Source organism: Cernens ardua (genome assembly GCF_051251085.1).
Taxonomy (GTDB): Bacteria; Pseudomonadota; Gammaproteobacteria; order Pseudomonadales; family Halomonadaceae; genus Cernens; species Cernens ardua.
In genome coordinates this window covers 149,681-174,645 of record NZ_JBPCZH010000005.1, presented here as the reverse complement: position 1 = coordinate 174,645, position 24,965 = coordinate 149,681, and the positions used below count along the sequence as shown (strand labels likewise).

The window sequence follows — 24,965 nt, the reverse complement described above, 5'->3', positions numbered from 1 at the left end:
CCTACTTATACCCCACAAAAAGACAAAAAGGGAGAGCCTTTTGGCTCTCCCTTTTCCATACAGGACGATCAATAACATCCCCCTCTTACACCATCAATCCTTGCAAATAGCGGCCACAATCATCAGCTATTAAGATAAATGGTTTTGGTTTCAACGTAGGCTTCAAGGCCATGCTGACCATCTTCGCCACCAAGGCCACTTTGGCGATAGCCATGGTGGAAGCCCTGAGGTGCTTCGCCCCCACCGCGATTGACGTACACTTCGCCAAACGCCAGGTCACGTGACATGCGCAGGATATTATCCAGACTGCTGGTGAATAGATACGCAGACAAGCCATAGCTGCTGTCGTTCGCATATTTCAGTGCCTCATCGAAGCTGCTGATTTTGAGAACAGACATAACAGGCCCGAAGACTTCGTTATGAACGATGTCCATTTCCTGCTGAATACCGGTCAGCAGTGTAGGCGCATAATAGAAGCCCTTGTCGTAATCAGCCCCCGTCAACCGTTTACCGCCGATGGCGACTTTGGCTCCCTGCTCTACAGCCTTGTCGACCATCTGCTGAACTTTCTCGACTTCCTGAAGCGTTACTTTAGGTCCCATATCAGAGGAAGCATCCAGCGGTGACCCCACTTTCAGGGCATTGATCTTTTCGGACACCTTCTTCACGAATTCATCATACACCGCTTCGTGAACATAGGTACGTTCATTACATGTGCATACCTGCCCCGCATTCATGAAACGCGCTGCCACGGCTGCATCGGCTGCACGGTCAACATCCGCATCATCCATCACGATGAAGGGTGCCTTACCGCCCAGCTCAAGGCGTACTTCCTTGAGATTCTTCGCTGCGGCTTCCATGATCTTCTTACCCGCAGGCGTTGAACCTGTCATCGTGATCAGCGGCACATCGGGATGATCTACCATAGGCACACCCACACCCGGACCATCGCCATTCACAATATTGACAACGCCTTTGGGAATGCCGGCTTCTTCAATCAAACGCGCCAATAATATGCTACTGACTGGAGACAGCTCAGAGGGTTTAAGCACAATGGTATTACCTGCCACTATGGCCGGGCCGATTTTGCGGGTTGCCAGCGCTACGGGAAAGTTCCATGCGGCAATAGCGCCAATCACGCCACGGGGAACGCGATCGATCAGTATTTTTTCATCCGGAGAGCTACCGGGAATAATTTCCCCTTCGATACGGCGCGCATTTTCCGCTGCATAGCGCAACAACCCTGCCGCGAAGTCCATTTCAACACGAGCTTCTTTCAAGGTTTTACCCATTTCGGTTGTCACGGCTTTCGCCAGTTTTTCCTTATCACGTTTGATCAGCTCAACCAGTGAATATAGGTAATCTGCACGAGCTTCTGCCGTTTCACGGCGCCATGAATCGAAGGCTGTTTTTGCTGCCGCTACCGCGTTTTCCAGGTCCTGCTGGTTTCCTTTACCTACCTGTGCAAAGACTTCCCCCGTTGCCGGATTAACCACGTCCATCCATTCATTGGAAGAAGGCGCTACCCAAGTACCATTGATGTAGTTCTGATAACGTTCAGTAGACAAATTATGCACCTTTAAAGTTAAACGTATTGATGGAAACTTCTATAAAGAAAACCATACCAGACACTCACACCATCATTTTTCATGCTTTGACAACAGCATTCTGAATCGTCGATGCATGGGTGTTTATTCAGGTTTACAGGCAGTATAGAAGCACACTATAGTTTTATGAATTTGAAAGTTTCAAATAATATATTTGGATATTTAGAACGATATGGATATCAATCAATTAAGAACATTTCAGGCAGTCGCCCACACAGGGTCTGTGACAGCGGCAGCCAAGCAATTGCATCGTGCGCCGTCCAGTATCACGACACGCATTCATCAATTGGAAGAAGCATTTGAGCAACCACTTTTCCTGCGGATCAGGAATCGTCTGACGCTATCGCCGGCTGGTGAACGATTACTGCATCAGGTCGATCAATTAATCGCCATGTTTGACCGCATCCAGCGAATGATGCATGAATCAAAACAAAGTGATCATATTTCCCTGGGAGCTCTGGATGTGGCGCTGGATACCTATTTACCGACGGCCATTGGCAAGGTACGCGAGCATTTTCCGAAATCACGCCTGTTTGTGAGACAAGCACCTTCCGAAATACTGCGTGATGAGCTGGTGAATAAACGGTTGGATGTCGTGCTCAATGATGGTCCGATCAATGCGGACGGTATTATTAGCCAGTATGCCTACAGTGAGCGACTGGTATTGGTGACAGATACACATCAACCGACCATTACCCGCTCCAGCGAGCTTGAAGGGCTGGATATCTACGGTTTTCAGCGTAACTGTTCCTATCGGTTGAAGCTGGATGAGTGGCTAAGAGAAGGTGGACTGGTATCGCCCAATGTGATCGAAATGGAGTCCTACCATGTCATTCTAGCCTGTGTAAGTGGAGGCACAGGGGCTGCTTGGGTACCGGAAACCTATTTGAATACGATTAAGGACCGCAGCGCGATCAAGGTGCATGACCTGGGGGAAACCGGCAATACTGACCTCTATTTTTCATGGCGTAAAAATGAAGACTCTCCCCTGCTGCAAGCGCTGATCGAAAATGTCGCAATAGCAGCAGCATGATATTTCCGCCATAGCTTAAGCACCATCATTCTCAAAAACGATCAATCTCAAGAGCAATCATCTTCAATTATCGTGGCTACCCCAAACCGAACCGTCAATTCAGACATTCTGCATAAACATCGATAACCGAACATTAATAACAGGCCGTTGAGAGCGGGCTAGTGAGAACAGCAGGTCGGCCGGTTAATGGGGTAACCATAAGGGTGATGTACTACGTGGAACGAAGTACGACAATTACGACAATAATGAAGTACATACAATAGAGAGTGAGAGAGTGCTTATGACATTGTGACGTCCGCTGAATGAAATGTACGTTGGCTGATACCCTTCCTCAATGAACGCTTGAACATAACGCCACCCAGGATCAACAGGAAGAAGAGGGCCTGCACCAGCACGATACAGCCGCCCGGGGCGATATCTACAGCAAAGGCGATCACCAGCCCCCACCACACAGATAACACGGCGATCACAGCCGAAAGCAGCATACCGCGTGTAAAGTGGCGGGAAACCAATGCCGCAATGCATCCCGGCGCCACCAGCATGGCAATTGCCTGCACCAGCCCTACCGCCTGCAATGCTGCAACCGTCGTTAGGCCAAGGCAGGCCAGCAACAGATAGCGCAGAAGAACTACATTCAGCCCAATTGCACGTGCATGACGCGGATCAAAACAAAACAGTTTGAGATCCCTGAAGCGAAGTATCAGGCATAAGAGTGCTATCCCCCCCGCCATTAACAGCTGATGACGCGCCTCAGTCGTAATCCCGAGGAGGTTACCCAATAACACATGAGTGAAATGCACGCTGCTGGGATACAGGCTCATCAAAACAAGGCCAAGCGCCAAAAATGTGGTATAGCTGACACCCAACAGTGCATCCGACTTCACACGGGTGCGCGCATCAATAAAGCCTGTGAGCATGATGCATCCAAGTCCGCTTATCAAGGCACCTACCAGCAGAGGGATAGCGAGCCAGTGCGCCAGAATGATGCCGGGTAATACGGCATGGGAGACAGCATCACCGAGCAGGGACCACCCCTGCCGAATAACAAAGGACGACAATAGCGCACAGACAACCGCCGTGAAGCTTCCTAGCCAAAGGGCCTGCCACATGAAATCAATTGAAAAAGGCTCAATGAAGAGCTGCCATAAGCGTGACGCTGGCAAATACGTGAAGAGCGACATTATGCCTGCCCTCCTGTGGGCTTATACGGTGCCTTTATGCCAGCATCATCGAGGGCCGATAACGCTCGCACACGACGGCCGCCAAGTAGTAACGCAACAAGAAATGCACCTCCCTGTAACAGTACGATACACCCTCCCGCAGAGACATCGAGGAAATAGCTGATGTACACACCCGCGACGGCCAAACCACCGCCAAGCAATGGTGCAATCCATAGCATGCCTGCAAACCGTTGGGTCAGGAGATAGGCGGTTGCCCCCGGGGTTACCATGAGTGACATGACCAGTATCGCTCCCACAGCCTGCAGCGCCGCTACGCTTACGGCAGCCACCAACATCAGCATCAGGCTATAGAGCCAACGCACGTTCAGCCCCACCATACGGGCCTGTGCCTCATCGAAGGTGTAGAGCAATAAATCTTTCCAGCAAAGAAACACGATTGCCCCAACACTCAAGGCGATAATAAGCATTTGGAGTGCATCCGCTGCCGTGATACCCAGTAGATTGCCAAACAGAACCGTGGTTAACGAGATCATGCTGGGGAAAAGCGATATCAGCACCATGCCCAGCGCAAAGAAACCGGTAAGAATAACCCCAATCACTGCATCACCGGGTAAACCAGAGATACGCCGAACCAAACCAATCCCCAACGCTGCCAACATACCGGCAATAAATGCGCCCAGCGCGAATGGCCATGCGAAGAGGTTGGCAATGACAACCCCCGGAACCACCGCATGAGAGAGCGCATCGCCCAGCAGTGACCACCCTTTCAATGTGATAAAACAAGAGAGTACGCCACACACGATGCCTATCACACCAGCCACCCAAAGTGCTCTGACAAAAAAGGCATACTCAAATGGTTCAATGAGCGAGATCATGCGTAGTCGCTCCCTTTTGCATGTTGCTCATTCACAAAAGCAGCATTCTCAGTGCTTATCCCTTTTGCCTTTACATATTCAGTGTTTGCAACATGATGGGAGGTATACCGAGGCGAAGTATCGGTAAACAGATCCGGTTGTTCTTCAGATTCCCTTGCCGTAACGTCCCGGGATGTCATACCGAACAGATTGAGCAAGGGCGCCATCATGCCACCGAAGGTCGCCATCAGATTATCGGGGGTGAAGGTATACTCCGTTTTACCGAATGCGATAACGTTTCGGTTGAGCATCAGTACGTGGTCTGTGTATTCTGGCACCAACGTCAGGTTATGCGTTACCACCAGGCTCCCCACCCCCTGCTGACGTTCTTCATCCAGAATTCTCAGGATGACTTTTTCAGTCGTCACATCTACACCTGTAAAGGGCTCATCCAATACCATCAGACGCGCTTTTTGAGCCAATGCACGGGCAAGAAACACACGTTTTTTCTGCCCACCCGAGAGCGCACCGATCTGCCGATTGAGGTAAGGCAGCATATCCACACGATCCAGGCTTTCGCGCACCAACACCTCATCCCTGATCATGGGGCGACGCAAAAGATTCATTTGGCCTTGCCTGCCCATCATCACCACATCGTAGACAGAAACGGGGAAATCCCAGTCAATCATTTCACTTTGCGGGACATAAGCCACCAGATGGCGACGTTGTGCGTCCCGAATGGAATGCCCCATCAGCCGGATGCGCCCCTGGGTAATATTTTGAAATCCCATGAGTGAATTGCACAGTGTTGATTTACCACACCCATTCGTGCCCAGCACGGCACAAATACTGCCCGCACCGAGGCTAAAACCTACGTGACGCAGAACGTGATTTCCCCCCGGATAGATCACATTGAGATCCTGTACATCGATCATGGGCGAAGATGTTTCCGGACCAAGGGGGGCATGGGCTTTTGTAGCCGCAGTATCACTCGCTTTCATGAACATCGAAGCCCTCCAGAATGGTTTTTGCATTGTGTGCCAAAAGACGTTCATAGGTAGGGACGGGCCCATCCTTTGATGAGAGCGAATCAACATAGAGCACGCCCCCAAAGTGCGTATGAGTTTCCCTGGCAACCTGCTTCATTGCACGCGGACTCACTGTACTTTCACAGAACACGACTGGAATATGATCCTTGCGGACAGTATCCACCACGTTGCGAATCTGCTGAGGCGTCCCCTCCTGCTCTGAATTCACCGCCCACAAATAGAGTTCGCCGACATCATAATCACGCGCCAGATAAGAAAATGCGCCTTCGCATGTCGTCAATTTACGCTGCTGAGCGGGAATCCTCGAAAGTCGCTGAGCAATCGGCGCATTCAAACGAGCAATGCGTGCCTTGTAAGCCGTGGCATTACGCCGATAGACCTCCGCATGAGCCGGGTCCTGTCCTGTCAGCGCCTGTTGAATATTGTCAATGTAGATAGCCGCATTGGCCGGCGAGATCCAGCCATGGGGATTTGGTTCACCTTTATATGGCCCTTTCACAAGGGGCATCGGTGCCAGGCCCTTGGAAAGTACTGCTACGGGGATGTGATCCATGTGGGTGTAGAAACGTTCAAACCAGCGTTCCAGCCCCAGGCCGTTCCACAGCAAAAGATCTGCCTGACGCGCCTTGAGAATATCTTTCGGGGAAGGCTCATACTCGTGTATTTCAGCATTGGGGGGCGTAATGGAAACAACTTCCCATAAATCACCGGCTACATTTCGCGCCATATCCTGAATGACAGTAAACGTGGTGGCGACCACCTTGCGTCGAGGCTGCTCGATTGTTGACTGTGCGGCTTGAGCGTCTGCAACCGCGGCCCATACCGAAGACGTGAATAGCAATGACAGGCAGCTGATGACTAAAATCGTATTTAACCGTCCACGGTAGGCCCATGATGATTTGCCCTGTGTATCACCCGCTACTGAGGAGGAAGATGGATGGGCAGTATAACCCGCATGGGAATAACGGTTATAACAGGCTGATGTCATCGCCATAAACGGCGAAAAACAGCGCCTTCCCACGTGGGAAGTCATCAGCATAAAAGTGGAAAAACTACGGCAAAAAGCACTTATCTTGAACATGTGTGTTTCTCGTCAATCACTCACAGTGAGGAACAGAAAACACAAATTAACCACACTTCAATTATGGTGGAAACAAAAATTAGTTAACCAAGGTTAATTTTAAGTTATGGTTAAATTACATTCAAAACGCTTCTTGTTTGAAAGGCAGGAGGGCCGCTGCTTCCATCAAACGACGTTCAATATAACGATGCTCTTCCTGAAGAAAGTCATCGATCGCCATTCGTAGCTGAGGGGCAGAAATCCAGTGCGCCGAATAGGTGAATCGCGGCTCGAACCCGCGTGGGATCTTGTGCTCCCCTTGAGTACCGGGGTCAAAAAGGCGATACCCACGTTCGATTGCCAGTTCGATACCCTGGTAGTAGCACACCTCAAAGTGCAGGCTATCCGCCGCCACCTCACTCCCCCAATAGCGGCCATAAAGCTGATGGTCATCATGAAAAAACAAGGCAGCTGCAACAGGCGTTGCCCCCAAGGCCCCCTCACCAGAGACACCTTCCGATAGCGCACCACGCTCTCCATCAAGCAGTTGGCCTTGTGGATGCAGCGCCTGTACCAGTGAAATATGCTGAGGCATCCATTCACACACTCGTTCAAAAAATGAAAAGGGCAAGTAACCGGTTTGCCCTCGCTCAAGATATGTAATCTGATAGCACCGATAGAAATGCCTGAGGGCTGCCATATCGATATCGTTCCCACTCAAGCACCGTAATGTAAACCCCTGTTCAGCCACTTTCCTGCGCTCACGACGCACCTCTTTGCGTCGCCTGGAAGTGAAATGCGAGAGGAAATCGTCAAAATCACGATAGCCCCGATTATGCCAGTGATATTGAACAGAACGCCGTTGCAGCAGCTGTGGCCAAGCATCAAGCCATGCCTGTTCCTCGTTTGCCTGTGGAAAAAGAAGGTGCCAACCGGAGCCACAACGCGCTTCAAGCCAGGGAATCAGCACATCAACCACGTCGGTGATGTCGATATCCGCAGCATGTAACAGGCGTGGTCCACTGGAAGGGGTAAAAGGAATGGCACTTACCATTTTCGGGTAGTAATCACCACCCGCCTGCTCCCAGGCATCTGCCCATTGCCAGTCGAATACGTATTCTCCCCATGAATGGCTCTTAACGTAACAAGGCAATGCTGCCACTAACTGCTCCCCTTCCCACACACCCGCATGAGCAGGCCACCAGCCGGTCCTGGCTGACACGGCACCACTCTCTTCCAGTGCCAACAAAAAGGCATGCGAGGCAAAGGGGTTGTGTTCGGGCAATAGGGCATCCCACTCAGCCGCATCAATCTTTTTCAGATCGAGGGACGACACATTGAAAGCTGTAGTTTTACTCACTGAGGGGGAAATCATCACGATATCCTTGATGTCTTTATACTTTGAGACTCCAAAGCATGCGGGTGGATAGGCAGAAAATAGAACCCATACAGGCCCTATAGACACATTCATCATGAATCATGGAAAACGAACTTATCTCCGTTCGGGAAGTAAATTGCCCACTATGCTCCTCAACGCGCCTTCTTTAACAATCGATACGATACAATACTGACGACTCCTCGCTTATAAGTACCTTACGACCTGATGAAACAAAGCGCTACAGCTGTGGCTGATCATATCAGGCTCTTTGTATCACTTGCGGGATATAATTAGACGAAGGTCGAGGGTGGCACTGATATTTTTTGCCCTTCGATACGCATAAAGTGTGCAAGAGCGTGCTACTATTTCCTACTCAATATCATTGGGGTATCACCCATTCATCAGTTGCGTCAATATTGCCCTTGTGGATCATCTCCATGAACGGCCGTTATTGATACTGCCCCCATTAATAGCCTTTATTGACGGAATTCGAAGAGGTTTTTCACGGTTTATGCTTACGTCGATTCTCGATAACGACTTCTACAAATTCACGATGCAGAACGCGGTTATCAAGCTATTCCCGCAAGCACGCGCGCGTTATGCCTTCATCAACCGAGGAGACCATCGTTTCCCTGAAGGATTTGGTGTAGCGCTTCGTGAAGCCGTGGACCAGATGGCAACGCTCTCCCTCTCGAGGGATGAACAGGCCTTTCTTGAACGAACCTGCCCTTATCTTCCCCCCACTTATATTGACTTCCTGCGAGGCTTCCGCTTCGATCCAAACGAGGTCTCTATCGAACAGCACGGGGATGAACTGGAAGTCAGAGTCGATGGCTTGTGGTACCGCAATATCCTTTGGGAAGTTCCACTGCTCTCCCTCATTAGTGAGATTTGGTTCAAACTGGCCAATGAGAATCGCTACGAGGATGAAGTCGTTCTCGAAAACACGCGCAACAAGATCGAACACTACCGCCAGCTGGGTATTCGCATCGCAGAATTCGGTACCCGTCGCCGTTACAGTTTCGAATTGCACGATAAAATCGTTGAAGTCCTCAAACAATATGGAGGGCCCACGTTTGTTGGTACCAGTAACGTTTATCTCGCTTATAAGCATGGTGTGAAACCGCTGGGTACACATGCCCATGAGTGGTTCATGTTCCATGCTGCTCACTATGGCTTCAAGGTGGCCAATCGTGTCTCGCTCAATAACTGGGTCGATGTTTATCGTGGCGATCTGGGGATTGCTCTGACCGATACCTTCACAACACATTCATTCTTCCAGAGTTTCGACAAGATGCTTGCCAAGCTCTTTGATGGCCTGCGTCATGACAGTGGTGACCCCATCGCCTTTGCGGAACAGGCGATCGCCCATTACGTACATTTGGGTATTCCTCCGCAAACCAAGACTATCGTCTTCTCGGATGCGTTGGATCCGGAAAAAGTGGACCGTATTGTCAGTGCCTGTAGCGGCAGGATCGGTATGTCTTTTGGGATTGGTACGAACTTTACCAATGACGTTGGCTTGAAACCCATGAACATCGTCATGAAAATGACGGAGACCAAACCCGATACAGAAGACCGCTGGCTTCCCGTTGTGAAGTTATCCGATATTCGTGCCAAAAATACGGGTGATCCGAAAATGATCGCACTCGCCAGGCAAGTGCTGAATTTACCTGACTAACCCCCTTCGTCGCAGCACGTACATGGCCCCACCATGGGTGCGTGCTGCACCCGCGGCATCTATACTTCTTCATTGCTGAAACACGTACCCTTCCAAGCGGCATACGATACGACCAATGCTACAAAAATACATGGCCGGCTGATTAGGCGCTCCTGCTCCGGTATCAGTACAGAGATCCAGCCAAATAGCGTATTTTATTAAACAAGTAGCGCAGCGTAATAAACCTTCCTCACCAGAAAATCCATCGCCCCTGCTACATAAATGCTTTCCTGTCATTATCAGGAAGAGGTATCAGTAATTAAGGAAATTACCAATGATGTGGCTATTAAGGCGTTTGCTGAATAATTATAGGCAGGAATATGTAGAAGGCCATCAATTGAGGGGAAGCTCAAAATGAAGAATCGATTCATCAATCACTAGGGATAGAACAACGCAGGCAGACGTATCGCAAGCAACGGGAGAGGCAAACCATTATGCATTCGTATATGCCAGACACAGAGATACCCTGTGCTTTCAAGTACAGAGAAAATTCAATAAGACTATAAAGCGTAACCCAACCAGCACCGCTATTAAGCGCGCCGGCGTGTTTCCTCAAGCGATGGCTGATGCTCCATCTCTTGATGAGTAGAGACACGCGAGCTTTTCGCCTGAGCATCCGCAGAAGAAGCCTTTAGCTCATCCGCACGTGCACGGCAATGCTGAATAAGCTGGTTAAGCTGTTCAAGCGTTACATCAACACGTTCGATACGCTGCTCATCATCCCAACGCACTTCAATAAAGGCCCGCTCTGAATGTTGATTAATACCAACAACAGTGCCCGTACGCTGACTCGTTGAATCCCGCAGGGTAGAACCCAACAGGCAATGAATATCACTTATATAAGGTACTTTTCGTGTACGCATGTATGCCACCGGAAAAAGTTGTACTAATGTCCGCGGTGAAGATAGTAGCGGTGTGCAATGCTGCTTCTATTTATAAATAGCAAATGACCGCCCGATCTGCTCGCATAGCAGAGAAGGCCAAATAGACAAAAGCTACCGGCCGGCCTCTTCCCATCTTCAAATCAGGTATTGTGAGGGTGCATTGGCACCAGTAAACACCGAAAAACGCAAATTCTTTTAATGCATTGCAAGCGTAAAACGTATACAGACTTTTTCCAAGAGCAAAAATGCAATTTCTTGTCAATATTTTTATATTTTTAGGTGAAAATCGGTTTTTTTGCTAAAGAATTCTCAGCTTTTGTCGATAATTCTTCTGAACCTGCAAACTACACCAGGATAAACCACCCATATAAACGTAGCGTCGCCACCCCATTTACCACTTTAATGTCAGCGAGTTGTTTACCCATGGCTTCTATCATTCCACAGTCCATTGAAAACAGTGCCCTTCTTGTCATCGACGTTCAGCCCGACTTCATGCCGGGAGGCTCGCTTGCGTGCGAACACGGTGATGAGCTTGTTCCCCTGATCAATACATTGCTGTCTTCCCATGCATTCCGCCACGTGGTGGCAACGCAAGACTGGCATCCACGCAATCATGTTTCTTTCGTGAGCCAACATCCGGGGCATCAACCTTTCGATACCATTCCTTTGTATGGGAATAAACAGGTGCTTTGGCCACCACACTGCCTGCAGAATTCGACCGGAGCTGCGTTACATCCCGATATCGACTGGGCAGAGGTAGATCTTGTTGTACGCAAGGGAAGCGATCCCCAAGTGGACTCCTACAGCGCTTTCAGACACAACCCGGGGCCGAACGGAACGCGCCCCACCACAGGGCTGGCGGGTTGGTTGAAAGAGCAGAACATCACTGATCTCTACCTATGCGGGTTAGCACGGGATGTCTGCGTCTTGTGGAGTGCAGAAGATGCCGTCGCAGCGGGCTTCAACGTTCACTTCCTGTGGTCCTATACGCGCCCGGTAACATCGGAATCAAATACCAAAACCCGTGAAGCACTGGAAAAACTGGGGGTGAGTATCATTGAAGATTAGCCATCTGCCCACTGTTAAAGAACGGATAAAATCGAACAAATGAAATCACACGCCTATATTTCACACATTCGCTGGACAGGCAATCGCGGTGCAGGTACCACTCATTATCATGAATACGACAGGCATTGGGATATTGCCATTGAGGGGAAGCCCATTATCCATTGCTCCAACGATCCTCTGTTGGGTGGCGATCCTCATAAAATGAATCCAGAGGATTTACTGTTATCCGCGTTGTCGGCATGTCATATGTTGTGGTTTTTACACTATGCTTCAGAGGCAGGTATTGTCGTTACCGCTTATCAGGATTCTCCTGAAGCACAGGGTGAAGTTGAAAGAGGCGGTGCGGGTCGATTCATAAACGCTGAGCTAAAGCCTCAAATTGTAATAAGAAAAGGCGATAGCGATATGAGTAAAGTCATTGAAAAAGCATCCGAGCTTCACCATGCTATTCACAAGGTATGTTTTATTGCTCGGTCTGTTAATTTTCCTGTGGCATGTTCGCCTGAATATAGCTTTGAAGAATAAAAGCATGCTTGAACAGTCAGGCTTCAGAGGTTAACCGCCTGTTTTTCAGGAAGACAGGTACAGGCGTAAGAGAACAACAGCCTTTTTATACACCAGCAACACCGTTCACGTATGAACATTCACATATGAATATCTACGTTTTATCAAGGAGTTTGCCATGAGTGACAATGTCTACAAATCCATCGAATTGACAGGTTCCTCTACTGTGAGTATCGAGGATGCTATCAATACGGCCATAAGCAAAGCCAGCCAAAGCCTACACAGCCTGCAATGGTTCGAAGTGACCAGTACACGAGGCCATATCGAAAACGGTAAGGTAGCTCACTGGCAGGTTTCACTGAAAGTAGGCCTGAAACTGGACTGATCGCCGCAACTGATTGGGGGCTCGAGGCCCAGCCCCCGGCTACTACACTCCTATTGTCGTTAGCACAAGCTGGTAATGACCGATGGGGTACCCTGACCTGCCACTCCCATGTATTTGCAGTCGGTCAGGGCACCCCTTTGGGTCACTCGTACAGAATGAAGGGAAATTTACTGTGTCTCTTAAATACAGGTTCATTACGAATCCATTGCAGATGACACTCAGCCTCACATATCTATTCGTATCACTCAATAAATGAGCGGTTTTGTATGAAAATAGCGGTTTGGCAAGCCCTGAGTACCCCTTGCAACGTTGAAGAGAATTACCAACGCCTGGCCACGGCTGCAAAGCAGGCTGTAGAACAGGGTGCAGAACTCCTTATTACGCCGGAGATGTTCATCACGGGATACAATATCGGCGACTCAGCCCAATCCCTTGCCAGACAATCACCTCTGGAACAAGCGCGTAGCATCGCCCGTGAATATCATATCGGGCTGGTAGTGGGCGGGCCTGAATGGTGCGAGCCAAAAACTGGTTCGGCACACTGTTTTAATGCCGCTCATTTAATTGACGATAATGGTCATCTACTGGCGCGTTACCACAAAACACACCTTTTTGGTGCGCTGGATCGCGAAATGTTCACTGCGGGTGATACGCTTTCACCCGTCGTGGCATATAAAGGCGTAAAAATCGCCATGATGATCTGTTATGACGTCGAATTTCCCGAAAATGTACGTGCAGCGGCATTGGCCGGTGCACAGTTGATCTGTGTACCTACCGCACAGATGCAGCCCTTTAGCCACGTCAACTCCCTACTGATCCCCACTCGCGCATGGGAAAATCAGATCTATATCGCCTATGCCAACCAACAAGGGCGTGATGGTGAGCTTGAATACGTGGGAAAAAGTGTGGTTGCCACCCCCAGTAGCAGTGTCTCCGCCATGGCACCCGAGAAAGGAGAAGCCCTTATTTTTGCAGAGATAGACGCGGATACAGTACAGGCTGCACAGGACCAAAATCCGTACCTTTCAGATCTAAGGCAGTCGTTGTTTCGTACAGGTTAGCACTCAAACAAAACTGCGCTTTTCATTGATGATTTGAACGATATCCAGCCATTTCTTCCTTCTCGGCAAGGAAATTGCATCTTTCACGAAATACCTCGCAAAGAGGATAACAGGGCATTGGCTTTACCAATGCTCTCCTCATGGATTTCGTGGAGGCTCACCATGGCTGATTTATCAAAAGATAACCATACGCAAACCCGACTCAAAGGCAGTCTTGGCACTGGTAGTATTGTGTTTATGGTGATCGCAGCAGCGGCCCCTTTAACGGTAGTGGGAGGGAATGCGCCTATCATCTTTGCTTCGGGGAATGGTGCAGGTGCTCCCGTAGGCTTCGTGATTGCCTCGATTGTCATGCTGATGTTTGCCGTCGGCTTCGTCACCATGACCCCACACGTCAAGGAAGCGGGGGCTTTCTTCTCCTACGTTACGTTAGGACTGGGGCAGCGCATGGGCTTAGGCACTGCCTTTCTCGCATTGGTCACTTACACCGCTATTCAGGCGGGGATTTACGGTTACATGGGATGGGCAGTCAATGATTTCGTCCATCATGTATTGGGGGGCCCGCTGATTCCGTGGTGGGTATATACGTTTGCTTCAATTGCCCTTGTGGCTTTCCTTGGCTATCGGCATATTGATCTTAGCTCGCGCTTCCTGGGCATTGCATTGGTACTCGAGATCGCTGTGGTAATGGTGACTGACCTTGCCGTACTCTGGCATGGCGGCGCGCACGGTATCAATGCAGATTCCTTCACGCCCCATGAAGCCCTGCTAAACGGCGGACTCGGTGTCGCCATTCTTTTTGCCATGACAGGGTTTATCGGCTTTGAAGCCACGGCTGTCTTCCGTGATGAAGCGCGCCACCCTGAAGTCACCATCCCCAAGGCTACCTATTTGGCCGTCATTATTATTGGCGTCTTCTATACCTTTTCAACCTGGGCACTGGTAATAGGCAACGGCGTAAATCAGGTCGGTAGCGTGGCGCAGCAGACGCTGGATGGCAATGCCAACCTGATCATGGATACCGCGCAAGTCTACGCGGGATCGGTGGTACGTGACAGCATGCAAGTATTGCTGCTTACCAGCCTGTTTGCCTGCGTACTCAGCTTTCACAATGTACTCACCCGTTACAAACTGAATCTGAGCAAGCAGGGCTCCCTTCCCGTTAAACTTTCACACATTCACCACCATCATCACTCACCTTCATTTGCCTCTTTGGTGCAAACCATCACGGCCGTCGTTATCATGTGTGCCTGTGTACTTTTCAAACTGAATCCGCTGGTGCAGGTGTTTGGCTATATGGCAGGGATATCGACACTTGGCATCGTTCTACTCATGTTGCTGACAACCCTGGCTGTGCTGCGCTTTTTCAAACAAAACCCCGCCCTGGTAAAAGGAAAACAGTGGCATACCCGCATTGCCCCCAACATGGCCGGGATCATGTTGCTTACCTGTTTATGGTTGGTACTGGATCGGTTCACCATGGTCACGGGTGGGAGTATAGAGATCAGTATCGCCCTGGCAGCCGTCCCCTTCATTGCATTCATCATCGGCGCCCTTCGGGGAAAACCCTCCTGCCCAACGGTAGCTATACCGCAGAAGCATACGGTATAGGCCGGTAATCCATTCATTTATACACGGCGTTTATCATCAAAACACAGGATAAACGCCCTTTCTTCAGTACACTACGCGACTGACTACTGCTCGCGTCCCATCCAATTCCCTTCTATATTCATTCATGAAAAACAGTCAGTAGTAGAATCCATCATCATTAATAGAAACCTGTATGAAGAGCCTCCGCTATTGCAATGGCAGGGTGGCATGGCCTTACAATAGGCGCCCATGAAGAATAGATAGCGTCACAAGGTTTGTCGCAGGACAATGCTTTAATAATTGACCGTGAGCCCCGAGTCCGATGAACTCATTCCCCCGAAAAGATGACATAGGCACGAACAAGCCCATAACATTTGCACGTTCTGGCCTGAATCACATTCCTACTGTGCCTGGATTACCCGTATCGCCAGCGCTCGTCGCCATGGCAGATGGTGATTCACGAGTCCGCCACACTGGAAACACTCTGACATGAAAATACTGATCCTTGGGGCCGGCCAGGTCGGGGCAACGCTGGCACAACACCTCGCCAGTGAAGATAACGACATCACTGTCATTGATACAGACTCCGCGCGCCTGCATGACCTGCATAACCGCACGGAAATCAGTATTTTGAATGGACATGCCTCCTACCCTTCTACATTGGCAGAGGCAGGTTGTGACAGCGCTGACATGTTGGTCGCCGTCACCAACAATGACGAACTCAACATGGTGGCGTGTCAGGTCGCTTATTCACTTTTCAATACGCCAACCAAAATCGCACGCGTCCGTTCAAGTGAATACCTCGCACGCAAGGAACTTTTCAATCCGGGTGCAATTCCCATTGACGTTCTGATCAGCCCTGAACAGGTGGTTACGACGCAGATTCGCCGCCTGATTGAATATCCTGGTGCTCTTCAGGTACTGGATTTCGCCGATGGCATGGTGCAAATGGTGGCCATGAAGGTGTATCCCGATGGGCCACTGGTCGGGTGCGAACTGAAATCACTGCACGAGAACCCCGACAAGATCAACAGCTGGGTATGCTCCATCTATCGCAAGAACAAAACCATCATTCCAGATGGGAAAACGGTCATCGAGCCTTATGACGAGCTCCTCTTTTTTGCCGCGCGCAAGGACATCCGCTCGGTCATGACTCGCCTTCGCCGCGGTGATCGTAATGTTCGGCATGTCATGATTGCCGGTGGCGGACGTATCGGCGAAAAACTGGCGCAATCTCTGGAACCTTCTCACCGGGTCAAGCTGGTGGAACAGGATCTACGACGTTGTGAAGAGCTGGCCGAAAAGTTCGATGATACCGTCATTCTGCACGGGTCGGTCACGTCCAAACGTTTGCTTTCCGATGAAAATATCGACGAATGTGACATCTACTGTGCCTTGACCAATGATGATGAAGTCAACGTCATGTCCTCCATGCTGGCCAAGCGGATGGGAGCACGTAAAGTACTCGCGCTGATCAACAACACCGCTTACGTCGATTTGGTGCAAGGGCGTGAGATCGACATTGCCATTTCACCCGAGCAGGCCACCATCAGTGGTCTACTGGCCTATTTGCGGCAAGGTGAAATTGTCAACGTTCAGGCACTCAGACGTGGTGCAGCTGAAGCCATCGAGCTGATCATACATGAAGACTCACATCACTCGCGTGTTGTAGGTAAAACCATTAGTGAGCTGGGCTTGCCCGATACCGCCGCGATAGGGGCCATTGTGCGCGGTGATGAAGTACTCTTTGGCAAGAAAAGTCTACGGTTGGAAGATGGTGACAGGCTAGTGGTATTGATCACCGACAAAAAGGACCTGCGAGCAGTGGAAAAAAGCCTTCATATCAAGGGACATATCCACTAGCACATGCCCCCGGTAGGGGATTAGCCCCATCTTGAAGACGGTGAAGTTATAAAGTAACATATGCGTAACATAGAGAGCGCAGTTACGATGTGGAGGGGTTATATTCCCCGCCACTTACTGTTATTCTACGCATCCTTAAATCATCGCGATTCTGTTGTCCCCTCTTTCGTCAGTTTACCGTCTGACATCCGGCTCATCAGTTATCTGCGGTTTGACTGTTATAACGTTGGAGGACATTCCCATGCGTGAAGGCATCCATCCCGAGTATCGCAAAGTCGTATTTTACGATACCAACGCTGATACCTATTTCGTTATCGGTTCTACTATCGAAACTACAGAAACCATCGATTATGAAGGCCAGGAATACCCGCTGGTCAGACTCGATGTTTCTTCTGCATCGCATCCTTTCTACACCGGCAAGCAGCGTAATGTGGGTACAGAAGGTCGTGCAGCACAGTTCAAACGCCGTTTCGGTGGTATCGGCGCTCGCGGCAAGTAAGCTCAAGCGGTTTACTTCCTCAGGGAAGCTGATACAAAAAGAACGGGCTTGTCCATCCATGTGGCAAGCCCGTTCTTTTTTATGCTCTAGACCAGTGTATTCAGCTTGGTGATCTCCAGCGTCTCGAACGTGTCCTTGTACTTGTTGATAAAATCGACAAAGTGGGATTGCTGCTCATGTTTATCCAGTGCTTCCTGCGATGCCCAGCGCTCCAACATATAAAATTTCGTGACATCATGTTGATCCTGCTGCAAAGAGTAGAACTCATTCCCTACATCATTGACTGAAAACTCGACCAGTTTACGTAATGCCTTTTCAGTTTCTTCTGCATATTCAGGGCGTACCTTGAAAAGAGCCACAATGGCGATAGACATATCCGTTCCTTCCTGTGAAATGTGATGATCGTGTCTCACTCTCCTCAATAGAAAATATCATCAAGATGAGAGCCACACGTTATTTTTCCCTTTCTTCGATGTCGTTATCGTATCATTCGGTAAAAGTTAGCCCCAATCGCAAACGCCATCTTCTCAGAATCTCCATTTTATATATTTGCTGCATAAAATGCCGATCACTCGACGATGCCATCCTGACGCATCAGCTGTCTTTTCATCGCAGGCGTGGGCGTATCAATGACCCGATGCACGCGGCTGGCCGCATAGCTTTCATTAAAAACATCAAAATAGTCATCCAGTATATCAGCGGCAGTTGTTTCCCCACCTTGCTTCAATAATTCTGCCGCCACCTCCGCTGTGCAGAGATGCTGCGCAGAGGCTGGCGTCCTGAGTCGATAACGCGTCAAACGCTCCGTTCGTAATGAAACAATCGGAAGCCTGTCCAGATACGGGCTATGCCTGAACATGCGCCGGGCCTGCCGCCATGTACCGTCCAAGATGATAAACACAGGAATACGCCCTTCTTCCACATTATCCTTTATCGGCCCTTTGACAACGCGATGCATGTAATCGGGCTGGTCATCCGGAAAAACAAGGAAGGGTTGGAAACGCGGATCGTTCAAATGTGCCAACAAACGTGGGTCCGGCTCGGTTCGAGACCAATGGAACAATTCCGTATGCGGCAAGCAATCCTTGATCAGACGCCCTGTATTAGTAGGCTTCTTCCATTCGAGATCATGTAGAACAAGCCAAAAGCGAATCGTGGATTTCGCTTCAACGCGGTAGGGGCAGAGGCAATTAAGCGCGGGCAAACGACAATCTTCACAACGGGTCACAAAACTACCGCGTGCCTTGAAAGGGCGAGGAGGATAGGGTTTTGGCTCGGTCGTATGTTCGTTAGAGGCTAAATAAGCCGGTTTTTCCTTGGAAGAAGAACCACTCATGATATACACCGCTCAGATTCGTTGGGCTGTCACTGGATAAAGTCACATCATCACGATGCGATGGGGAGACATGAAAAAGGCCAGTATTATGCCACATTGGCGGCTGATTCTCCGGACTTTTGCAACGTAACGAACGTATCACTGTTATTATTGTGAACATGACCACGTTCGAGGATGACAAACCTCCGAAAAGAGAGGAAAATACGCGCTCTAACCTTACGTTACAGACACCCTGCTTTCGTCTCACTACTCACGACTCATTATTAATGACTCCCTATAGATGAGAAAAAAGAAAGTAACCGCGGCAGCAAGACATGGCAGTACTCGATGTACTTTATCAGGACAGCGCACTGGTGCTCGTCAACAAACCGGCTGGGGTGCTGGTGCACCGGAGTGCACTGGACAGGCATGCACCGCGTATTTTATTGCAGGAACTGCGTGATCAAATCGGTCAGCGAGTTTATCCGGTACATCGGCTGGATCGCCCTACTTCTGGCATCATGGTGTTTGCATTATCCAACGATGTCGCCAGCCAGCTCAGCCAGCAGTGGCGTAACCATCAGGTGGAAAAGCATTATCTAGCCGTGGTCAGAGGCTATGCGCCTGAAACAGTGCAGGTCGAAATCGCACTGCGTGAAGAAGATGGCCTGCGACCAAAAGCGGAAAATCCAGCCATGGCCGCCACCACGATGCTACGAAGGCTTGAAACTGTCGAACTGCCTGTTTGCGTGGATCGTTATCCGACCAGCCGCTATTCATTGGTAGCCGCTCGCCCGCTTACCGGGCGTCGTCATCAGATCAGGCGACATTTGAGCCATATCGGGCATCCGATCATTGGAGATGCCAAGCATGGGAAAGGCGTGCATAACCGCTATTTCAAGCAGCACTATTTTGTGGATTTTCCGAGCAGTGCCCGGCTTTTACTGGCGGCCACCATGCTTCGCTTCACGCACCCGATAACGAGTCAGTTAGTCTCCGCAACGGCTCCGCCGGAAGATGACTTCATGGCATTAATGAACGATTTCGGTTGGCAAAACCATTTACCGGCACGCAGCGTGACGTTGGATGCTAACCCCTGATTTTCCAAATATTTCACTATAAAGCACATTGCAATACCTTTCCGTATAGACATGTTTGTATATCTGACATGCACTGCAATGTCGTTCGAATTCAACGGTATGTGACAAGCCATGAGCCCTTTTTCTCCATCTGATACAACCATCAATGCGCATCCGGATGTGTCTGACGATCAACCCACGCACTCGGCTGCCCAGGCTATCAATCCCACTGATCCCCAAGTACAGCCCCCTGCTTCCCAACCTGTACTGAATCCCGATACTGCCAATCGCTTCAATGGCATCACCCGTTTGATTGGGCGCTCATCTCTCGAATGCCTGCAGCAGTCTCATGTTGCCGTAATTGGTGTGGGGGGTGTTGGTAGCTGGGCGGTAGAAGCACTGGCACGAAGCGGGATTGGCCGTCTTACATTGATCGACCTTGATGACGTATGCGTCACCAACATTAACCGCCAACTGCCTGCCCTGGATGGGCAAATTGGCAGGCCCAAAGTGGAAGTGCTGGCTGAGCGTATGCATCTCATCAATCCGCGTCTCGAAATCAATGCTATTGCCGCGTTTGTCACACCCCACAACGTGGATCAACATATCTCAAACAAATTCGACCATGTTATCGATGCCATTGACTCGATAAGTGCGAAAACAGCGCTCATTGCCGCCTGCGTGAAGATGGGAATCGATATCACTGTGACTGGCGGTGCTGGGGGGCTGATTGATCCTACCCGTATCCAACGATGTGATTTGGCGCATACGACCCATGACGCCCTACTCGCTAAATTACGCCGTAATCTGCGGCAGGAACATGGCTTTCCACGTGATCCAAAACGCAAATTCAAGGTGACCTGCATTACCTCGGATGAAGCGCGACGTTATCCATCACCCGATGGTACTGTCTCCCTGAACAAACCTGCACGGGGTGAAGCCACACGAATGGACTGTACATCGGGCTATGGCGCGGCCACCTTCACAACGGGTAGTTTTGGATTTGCCGCCGCTGCGCATGCCATCGAGCGACTGACCCGCTTTGCAGACGCCTGAAAACGTCAATATTCACTGGAGGTTACGCATGACCACTCACCCTGTCCGCGGTATTTATCAGCACTACAAAGGGGCTTACTATGAAGTGCTTGACGTTGCACGCCATAGTGAAACAGAAGAGCCACTGGTTGTTTACCGTGCTCTTTATGGGGAATACGGTTTATGGTGTCGCCCATTGGACATGTTTATGGAATCCGTTATCACGAACGAAAATAGCGGTAAGGAAGGTGGCAATAGTCAGGATAACAGTAGTCAGGATGGCAATATAAAAGGTGACAACAGAAAAGGTGACAACAAAAAAGGTGAAGTGGCTCGCTTCCGCTTGGTGAAAGCGTTTCCATGATTGAATGACGACACTAACGCCGCGTATTTATTTTCACAGGCTTACCAGAACAGGCGATGTACAAGAAAGGCCAGCCAGGGCAGAATAGCAAGAATCGTACTAAGCATAACCGCCGCCGCACCAAAATCCTTGGCACGCCCGGAGAGAGGATGGTGCTCTTCACTGATCCGATCAACCGTGGCCTCAACCGCTGAATTCAATAACTCAACGATCAATAATTGCAGCATGCAAAAGATCAGAACAAGCCACTGCATTAGGCTCTCTGCCAACCAGAAAGAAAACGGAAACAGCACAATACAGAGAATCGCTTCCAGCCGGAAAGATTCCTCATGCAGCCACCCCGCCTTCAGGCCATAGCACGAATAACGGATCGAATAACGTAAACGGGCGAAGCCTGAGTTGGTCTGTTTCATCGTCATTATTTCTACTTGATCAAGGAATATCGATTATCGATCTTGCTCCACGATGCTCTGACTACTCAAAGAGATCGTGTTATCAGCAAACTGAACAACATTGCTACTAAACAACATCGCTACTAAAAAATATTGCCACGGCACAAATAACGCCCCCGCAGGGGCGCTGATGGGCAAAAACCTGAATACTACCTGTTCAGGGAGAGAGCGAAAGCGTCAATCCTCTTTTTTATGGCCTTTGTTCCACTGGCTCATGTTCTTCAGCGGCTGCTTAACGTAGGGGCTCGCCTTGATCAACGACATCAACAGGTTATTGACGACGGTACCTACTTTATCCATCGGCCGGTCGAAGTCCATGAACAACACGGCGCGGAATTCGTCAGTATCGTTACGGACTTCGTGCTCATAGGAGTCATCAAACAGAATCACTTTACCCTCATGCCAGTGCAGGATTTCGTTATCAACCCGAATCCAGACCTTTTCCCAGTCCTGAGGAATCTTGAGCCCAAGGTGAGCACGCACCACAGCACGGGTAGGCCCTTTGTGGGGTTCAATGTGGTAATGGGGCTTAAGGATCGAGAACATCGCTGTACGCAACCCCGGCAATGAATCCAGAATGGCGGCTGTACGTGGACAAACAGCACAGTTTTCATCCACGCGATTACCGTACACATAGAAACCGAAGGTTTTCCAGTTATCCCCTTTGGAAATACGCTTCTGATCAGGTGATATCTGGTGGAAAGACGGAATATCCTCTGGATGTTCAAGGATGTGATCCAGCTCTTCACGAATTACCGGCCAGGATTCCTCTAACCGAGGCACCCACTCAAATTCGGAATTATCGATGCTGGGGCCGGTTGAAATAAGGGAGTGGCGAGTCTGAAATTCGCCATTCCAACGCAGAAAGTGCTTGCCGCCCTTGATTAACATCCGGCGCAAGAAAGAGGGATTCTCGTTACTACTGGACATACCTTGTTCCCCTGAATTAAAAGTTCCCCTGAATGAAAACCACCTGTCGCCTTGCGGACAAACACGCCATTATTCTTGAACAGTTGTAGCGCCAGGGGCAGAAAAGGACTGATGTATGGCTGCCAACGCCTTTTCCAATACCTCATTATAAGGCGCACGCGCGTCAATATCGACAATATGAGCACCGTTATAATGTAACTTTTGCATGACTTCGATCTTGTCACTGAGTTCAGTGTAGTCATGATCCGGCTTGCGTGAATACGCCGTTTCAATATCAATATCAAGACGAATAATCATGCGTGGCAGCGTTTGCGCCATCTCCTGATAAAGCGCGACCTCTTTTTCAGCCAGTGTATGGATCAGCCCACTGGGAGCACGCTCGATACCAATCCCCGGCCCATCGAAGTGAAAGCCGGAAACTTCCGCCTGCGGATACCGGTCACTGATCACCAGGGTGCCGCCGTTTGCCAGCGTGCATACTTTCTTCAGATTCGACTTCCGCCAGAGGGAAAAGCCATACATGATCACAGACGCCCAGGCAACGGGTGTCTTGTTACGCATGCTCTGCTCTTTTTCACTTTTTTTGGCAAGACGACGCTCAAGCCAGGGGCCGATCAGCGGAAGCTCCCTGATCTTTTCACCCGACTCTCCCGAAATAAGCCCGAGATAACGCCACTCTGTTGGACGCTCCTTGCCCAATATCCGGACCAGATCATGAGTGAGGGTCGATTTGCCTGTGCCATCGCATCCCACGACAGCGATAAGGTTATCAATCGTCTGATGAGAAACTTGGTTGGGTATGTTCATTAACAATCAATTCTGGTAACGAGGCAGCCTGCGCTGCCCCATGCATTATAACGAGGGCTCGGTACACATCTTTCAAGGCGTCAGGCATCCATCCTATGGGATACCCAACCATCCACCACGGATCACATCATTAACGCGTCGGGCAGACAACGATGAAAACCAGATAAAAGTGACAAGATAAAATAGTTAACGAGCCGTTTGACGTGCTTCGATTGCTTTTAGGGACTCATTCAGTACCTGACTGGCTGGGTCCCTGCCATCGAGATCAAGAATATCGGCGCCACTGAAGTGTAACTGTGGATAAACAGCGATTTTCTGTGCCAGTGCTTCTTTCGAGTGATCCGGCTTGCGGGAAAAGGCCGTCTCCACATCAATATCCAGGCGAATGACCAGCAACGGCAAATGGTTCGCCATACGGGTGTACATCCCCTTTTCCCATGTCCTTAACTGGCGCACGTAAGCATTACCCCCTTCCGTTTTGGCCAGTTGGGCACCATCGAAACGGAAACCGGGCACCTGATCCTGAGGATACCGATCGGTCACGATCAAGGTCCCTTTTTTGCTTTTCTCCAACATGTTGAAGAACTTGAAGGCGCGCCAACAGGAGAGCAAAAAGATCACTGTCGCAGTCGCGACATCTGGCACGGAAGCAGGCTTGTCGTGCACATTTTTCGATTTACCCACCAAAAAACGCTTGAAGGCCTTGCCGATAATCGGAAGTTCACCGATCCAGTCACCAATTTTGCCAGAAGATTGCCCCAGATACATGAATTCAACCTGCTGGTTCTTCCCAAGCGCATCCACAAGGCTATGAGCAAGGGTCGATTTTCCCGACCCATCGCATCCGGTGACAGCCACTACATTGATGGATGATGAATTATGGGAAGTAGACTTGACAGGTGCAGACGTCGCCTTGTGAGAAGGTTGTGCACATGATGAATCTGCAGGCTGAAGACTCGATGCATCATCCGAATCCTTTGGCTCAAGACTGGCAAGCACAGGAGTGGCGGAACTGGCGTTGGAAAGAAAAGAAGACAATGGCTGTTCTCGATCAAGATCGTAATCGACACATTTTAAGGAGAACGCCGCGCGACATCAAGAACGCAGGGATATCTAAAGCGTCTCCACAACAGGAAAAGCCATCGGTCAAGGCATTCACCTGCTCGAAAAACGCCCTATAATGTTACCATTACATTTTTCCGGGGCAGCCACCGCTGCCTTATACCTCTCAGGATTCAGGATTTCAT

General features: G+C 49.9%; 23 protein-coding genes and 2 pseudogenes. 12 read left to right on the top strand and 13 right to left on the bottom strand.

Going from position 1 to position 24,965, the window contains the following annotated elements; genetic code table 11:
* Positions 1 to 122 precede the first annotated feature (122 nt).
* Positions 123 to 1,568: an aldehyde dehydrogenase gene (gene aldA / locus LMG33818_RS10185; protein ID WP_442323275.1), complete on the bottom strand. Its 1,446-nt coding sequence runs from the start codon at positions 1,566 to 1,568 to the stop codon at positions 123 to 125.
* Positions 1,569 to 1,779: 211 nt separating this feature from the next.
* On the opposite strand from aldA, the gene LMG33818_RS10180 reads away from it, so the two are divergent.
* Complete coding sequence (locus LMG33818_RS10180) at positions 1,780 to 2,640, top strand: LysR family transcriptional regulator (RefSeq protein ID WP_442323274.1); 861 nt, start codon at positions 1,780 to 1,782, stop codon at positions 2,638 to 2,640.
* Between the two features lie 278 nt (positions 2,641 to 2,918).
* Here LMG33818_RS10180 and LMG33818_RS10175 read toward each other — a convergent pair whose 3' ends face one another.
* From LMG33818_RS10175 to LMG33818_RS10155, 5 genes are all read right to left on the bottom strand, one after another.
* Positions 2,919 to 3,821: a metal ABC transporter permease gene (locus LMG33818_RS10175; RefSeq protein ID WP_442323273.1), complete on the bottom strand. Its 903-nt coding sequence runs from the start codon at positions 3,819 to 3,821 to the stop codon at positions 2,919 to 2,921.
* On the bottom strand, positions 3,821 to 4,696 hold the full coding sequence (locus tag LMG33818_RS10170) for a metal ABC transporter permease (RefSeq protein ID WP_442323272.1): 876 nt from the start codon (positions 4,694 to 4,696) through the stop codon (positions 3,821 to 3,823). The genes LMG33818_RS10175 and LMG33818_RS10170 overlap by 1 nt, the downstream gene beginning before the upstream one ends.
* Entirely contained in the window at positions 4,693 to 5,682 is a 990-nt protein-coding gene (locus LMG33818_RS10165; protein ID WP_442323271.1) for a metal ABC transporter ATP-binding protein, read from the bottom strand. Before LMG33818_RS10165 ends, LMG33818_RS10170 begins: the two co-directional genes overlap by 4 nt.
* Positions 5,663 to 6,805 (bottom strand): metal ABC transporter substrate-binding protein, encoded by a 1,143-nt coding sequence (locus LMG33818_RS10160; RefSeq protein WP_442323270.1) that lies wholly within the window; start codon positions 6,803 to 6,805, stop codon positions 5,663 to 5,665. The genes LMG33818_RS10165 and LMG33818_RS10160 overlap by 20 nt, the downstream gene beginning before the upstream one ends.
* Before the next feature lie 121 nt (positions 6,806 to 6,926).
* Complete coding sequence (locus tag LMG33818_RS10155) at positions 6,927 to 8,159, bottom strand: GNAT family N-acetyltransferase (protein WP_442323269.1); 1,233 nt, start codon at positions 8,157 to 8,159, stop codon at positions 6,927 to 6,929.
* Between the two features lie 514 nt (positions 8,160 to 8,673).
* Between LMG33818_RS10155 and pncB the strand changes: the two genes are divergently transcribed.
* Positions 8,674 to 9,843 (top strand): nicotinate phosphoribosyltransferase, encoded by a 1,170-nt coding sequence (pncB, locus tag LMG33818_RS10150; protein ID WP_442323268.1) that lies wholly within the window; start codon positions 8,674 to 8,676, stop codon positions 9,841 to 9,843.
* A gap of 569 nt (positions 9,844 to 10,412) precedes the next feature.
* Here the strand turns inward: pncB and LMG33818_RS10145 are convergent.
* Positions 10,413 to 10,745 (bottom strand): hypothetical protein, encoded by a 333-nt coding sequence (locus tag LMG33818_RS10145; RefSeq protein ID WP_442323267.1) that lies wholly within the window; start codon positions 10,743 to 10,745, stop codon positions 10,413 to 10,415.
* Positions 10,746 to 11,189: 444 nt separating this feature from the next.
* Here LMG33818_RS10145 and pncA point away from each other — a divergent pair, with 444 nt between their 5' ends.
* The 7 genes and pseudogenes from pncA (at position 11,190) to LMG33818_RS10110 (ending at position 17,736) form a co-directional block, all read left to right on the top strand.
* The gene (gene pncA / locus LMG33818_RS10140; protein WP_442323266.1) at positions 11,190 to 11,834 is read left to right on the top strand and encodes a bifunctional nicotinamidase/pyrazinamidase; all 645 of its coding nucleotides are present in this window, start codon (positions 11,190 to 11,192) and stop codon (positions 11,832 to 11,834) included.
* A gap of 39 nt (positions 11,835 to 11,873) precedes the next feature.
* Positions 11,874 to 12,359: an OsmC family protein gene (locus tag LMG33818_RS10135; RefSeq protein ID WP_442323265.1), complete on the top strand. Its 486-nt coding sequence runs from the start codon at positions 11,874 to 11,876 to the stop codon at positions 12,357 to 12,359.
* A 157-nt stretch (positions 12,360 to 12,516) separates the two neighbouring features.
* Complete coding sequence (locus LMG33818_RS10130; RefSeq protein ID WP_442323264.1) at positions 12,517 to 12,723, top strand: dodecin; 207 nt, start codon at positions 12,517 to 12,519, stop codon at positions 12,721 to 12,723.
* 266 nt (positions 12,724 to 12,989) lie between these two features.
* Entirely contained in the window at positions 12,990 to 13,784 is a 795-nt protein-coding gene (locus LMG33818_RS10125; protein WP_442323263.1) for a carbon-nitrogen hydrolase family protein, read from the top strand.
* A gap of 162 nt (positions 13,785 to 13,946) precedes the next feature.
* On the top strand, positions 13,947 to 15,395 hold the full coding sequence (locus tag LMG33818_RS10120; RefSeq protein WP_442323262.1) for an APC family permease: 1,449 nt from the start codon (positions 13,947 to 13,949) through the stop codon (positions 15,393 to 15,395).
* 465 nt (positions 15,396 to 15,860) lie between these two features.
* Positions 15,861 to 17,237: pseudogene (trkA, locus tag LMG33818_RS10115) on the top strand (Trk system potassium transporter TrkA); the annotation flags it as partial.
* Positions 17,238 to 17,478: 241 nt separating this feature from the next.
* On the top strand, positions 17,479 to 17,736 hold the full coding sequence (locus tag LMG33818_RS10110; RefSeq protein ID WP_442323261.1) for a type B 50S ribosomal protein L31: 258 nt from the start codon (positions 17,479 to 17,481) through the stop codon (positions 17,734 to 17,736).
* 86 nt (positions 17,737 to 17,822) lie between these two features.
* Here the strand turns inward: LMG33818_RS10110 and LMG33818_RS10105 are convergent, their stop codons facing one another.
* Positions 17,823 to 18,110, bottom strand: coding sequence for a putative quinol monooxygenase (locus tag LMG33818_RS10105; RefSeq protein WP_442323260.1), 288 nt, complete (start codon positions 18,108 to 18,110; stop codon positions 17,823 to 17,825).
* A gap of 194 nt (positions 18,111 to 18,304) precedes the next feature.
* Positions 18,305 to 19,072, bottom strand: coding sequence for a tRNA-uridine aminocarboxypropyltransferase (locus LMG33818_RS10100; RefSeq protein WP_442323259.1), 768 nt, complete (start codon positions 19,070 to 19,072; stop codon positions 18,305 to 18,307).
* Positions 19,073 to 19,386: 314 nt separating this feature from the next.
* Here LMG33818_RS10100 and LMG33818_RS10095 point away from each other — a divergent pair, with 314 nt between their 5' ends.
* The 3 genes and pseudogenes from LMG33818_RS10095 to LMG33818_RS10085 all read left to right on the top strand — a co-directional run.
* A complete protein-coding gene (locus LMG33818_RS10095; RefSeq protein WP_442323258.1) occupies positions 19,387 to 20,151 on the top strand; it encodes a pseudouridine synthase in 765 nt (254 codons plus the stop codon).
* A 111-nt stretch (positions 20,152 to 20,262) separates the two neighbouring features.
* Positions 20,263 to 21,186: a tRNA cyclic N6-threonylcarbamoyladenosine(37) synthase TcdA gene (tcdA, locus tag LMG33818_RS10090; RefSeq protein ID WP_442323257.1), complete on the top strand. Its 924-nt coding sequence runs from the start codon at positions 20,263 to 20,265 to the stop codon at positions 21,184 to 21,186.
* Positions 21,187 to 21,214: 28 nt separating this feature from the next.
* Positions 21,215 to 21,385, top strand: a pseudogene (locus LMG33818_RS10085) (DUF1653 domain-containing protein); the annotation flags it as partial.
* Between the two features lie 185 nt (positions 21,386 to 21,570).
* Here LMG33818_RS10085 and LMG33818_RS10080 read toward each other — a convergent pair.
* The 4 genes from LMG33818_RS10080 to LMG33818_RS10065 form a co-directional block, all read right to left on the bottom strand.
* Positions 21,571 to 21,948, bottom strand: a complete 378-nt coding sequence (locus LMG33818_RS10080; RefSeq protein WP_442323256.1) for a diacylglycerol kinase — start codon at positions 21,946 to 21,948, stop codon at positions 21,571 to 21,573.
* A gap of 210 nt (positions 21,949 to 22,158) precedes the next feature.
* Complete coding sequence (locus LMG33818_RS10075) at positions 22,159 to 22,911, bottom strand: aspartyl/asparaginyl beta-hydroxylase domain-containing protein (RefSeq protein WP_442323255.1); 753 nt, start codon at positions 22,909 to 22,911, stop codon at positions 22,159 to 22,161.
* Positions 22,912 to 22,980: 69 nt separating this feature from the next.
* Positions 22,981 to 23,718: a nucleoside/nucleotide kinase family protein gene (locus LMG33818_RS10070; protein ID WP_442323254.1), complete on the bottom strand. Its 738-nt coding sequence runs from the start codon at positions 23,716 to 23,718 to the stop codon at positions 22,981 to 22,983.
* Between the two features lie 186 nt (positions 23,719 to 23,904).
* Complete coding sequence (locus LMG33818_RS10065; protein WP_442323253.1) at positions 23,905 to 24,756, bottom strand: nucleoside/nucleotide kinase family protein; 852 nt, start codon at positions 24,754 to 24,756, stop codon at positions 23,905 to 23,907.
* Between the last annotated feature and the right edge of the window lie 209 nt (positions 24,757 to 24,965).

What these genes read in the sequence shown, in the direction of transcription:
- LMG33818_RS10175 (WP_442323273.1), bottom strand. Translation starts at nt 3,821, where the DNA reads ATGTCGCTCTTCACGTATTTGCCAGCGTCACGCTTATGGCAGCTCTTC.
- LMG33818_RS10145 (WP_442323267.1), bottom strand. Translation starts at nt 10,745, where the DNA reads ATGCGTACACGAAAAGTACCTTATATAAGTGATATTCATTGCCTGTTG.
- tcdA (WP_442323257.1), top strand. Translation starts at nt 20,263, where the DNA reads ATGAGCCCTTTTTCTCCATCTGATACAACCATCAATGCGCATCCGGAT.
- pncB (WP_442323268.1), top strand. Translation starts at nt 8,674, where the DNA reads ATGCTTACGTCGATTCTCGATAACGACTTCTACAAATTCACGATGCAG.
- pncA (WP_442323266.1), top strand. Translation starts at nt 11,190, where the DNA reads ATGGCTTCTATCATTCCACAGTCCATTGAAAACAGTGCCCTTCTTGTC.
- LMG33818_RS10130 (WP_442323264.1), top strand. Translation starts at nt 12,517, where the DNA reads ATGAGTGACAATGTCTACAAATCCATCGAATTGACAGGTTCCTCTACT.
- LMG33818_RS10155 (WP_442323269.1), bottom strand. Translation starts at nt 8,159, where the DNA reads ATGATTTCCCCCTCAGTGAGTAAAACTACAGCTTTCAATGTGTCGTCC.
- LMG33818_RS10110 (WP_442323261.1), top strand. Translation starts at nt 17,479, where the DNA reads ATGCGTGAAGGCATCCATCCCGAGTATCGCAAAGTCGTATTTTACGAT.
- LMG33818_RS10135 (WP_442323265.1), top strand. Translation starts at nt 11,874, where the DNA reads ATGAAATCACACGCCTATATTTCACACATTCGCTGGACAGGCAATCGC.
- LMG33818_RS10095 (WP_442323258.1), top strand. Translation starts at nt 19,387, where the DNA reads ATGGCAGTACTCGATGTACTTTATCAGGACAGCGCACTGGTGCTCGTC.
- LMG33818_RS10170 (WP_442323272.1), bottom strand. Translation starts at nt 4,696, where the DNA reads ATGATCTCGCTCATTGAACCATTTGAGTATGCCTTTTTTGTCAGAGCA.
- LMG33818_RS10165 (WP_442323271.1), bottom strand. Translation starts at nt 5,682, where the DNA reads ATGTTCATGAAAGCGAGTGATACTGCGGCTACAAAAGCCCATGCCCCC.
- LMG33818_RS10080 (WP_442323256.1), bottom strand. Translation starts at nt 21,948, where the DNA reads ATGACGATGAAACAGACCAACTCAGGCTTCGCCCGTTTACGTTATTCG.
- LMG33818_RS10160 (WP_442323270.1), bottom strand. Translation starts at nt 6,805, where the DNA reads ATGTTCAAGATAAGTGCTTTTTGCCGTAGTTTTTCCACTTTTATGCTG.
- LMG33818_RS10075 (WP_442323255.1), bottom strand. Translation starts at nt 22,911, where the DNA reads ATGTCCAGTAGTAACGAGAATCCCTCTTTCTTGCGCCGGATGTTAATC.
- LMG33818_RS10180 (WP_442323274.1), top strand. Translation starts at nt 1,780, where the DNA reads ATGGATATCAATCAATTAAGAACATTTCAGGCAGTCGCCCACACAGGG.
- LMG33818_RS10105 (WP_442323260.1), bottom strand. Translation starts at nt 18,110, where the DNA reads ATGTCTATCGCCATTGTGGCTCTTTTCAAGGTACGCCCTGAATATGCA.
- LMG33818_RS10100 (WP_442323259.1), bottom strand. Translation starts at nt 19,072, where the DNA reads ATGAGTGGTTCTTCTTCCAAGGAAAAACCGGCTTATTTAGCCTCTAAC.
- LMG33818_RS10125 (WP_442323263.1), top strand. Translation starts at nt 12,990, where the DNA reads ATGAAAATAGCGGTTTGGCAAGCCCTGAGTACCCCTTGCAACGTTGAA.
- LMG33818_RS10070 (WP_442323254.1), bottom strand. Translation starts at nt 23,718, where the DNA reads ATGAACATACCCAACCAAGTTTCTCATCAGACGATTGATAACCTTATC.
- LMG33818_RS10120 (WP_442323262.1), top strand. Translation starts at nt 13,947, where the DNA reads ATGGCTGATTTATCAAAAGATAACCATACGCAAACCCGACTCAAAGGC.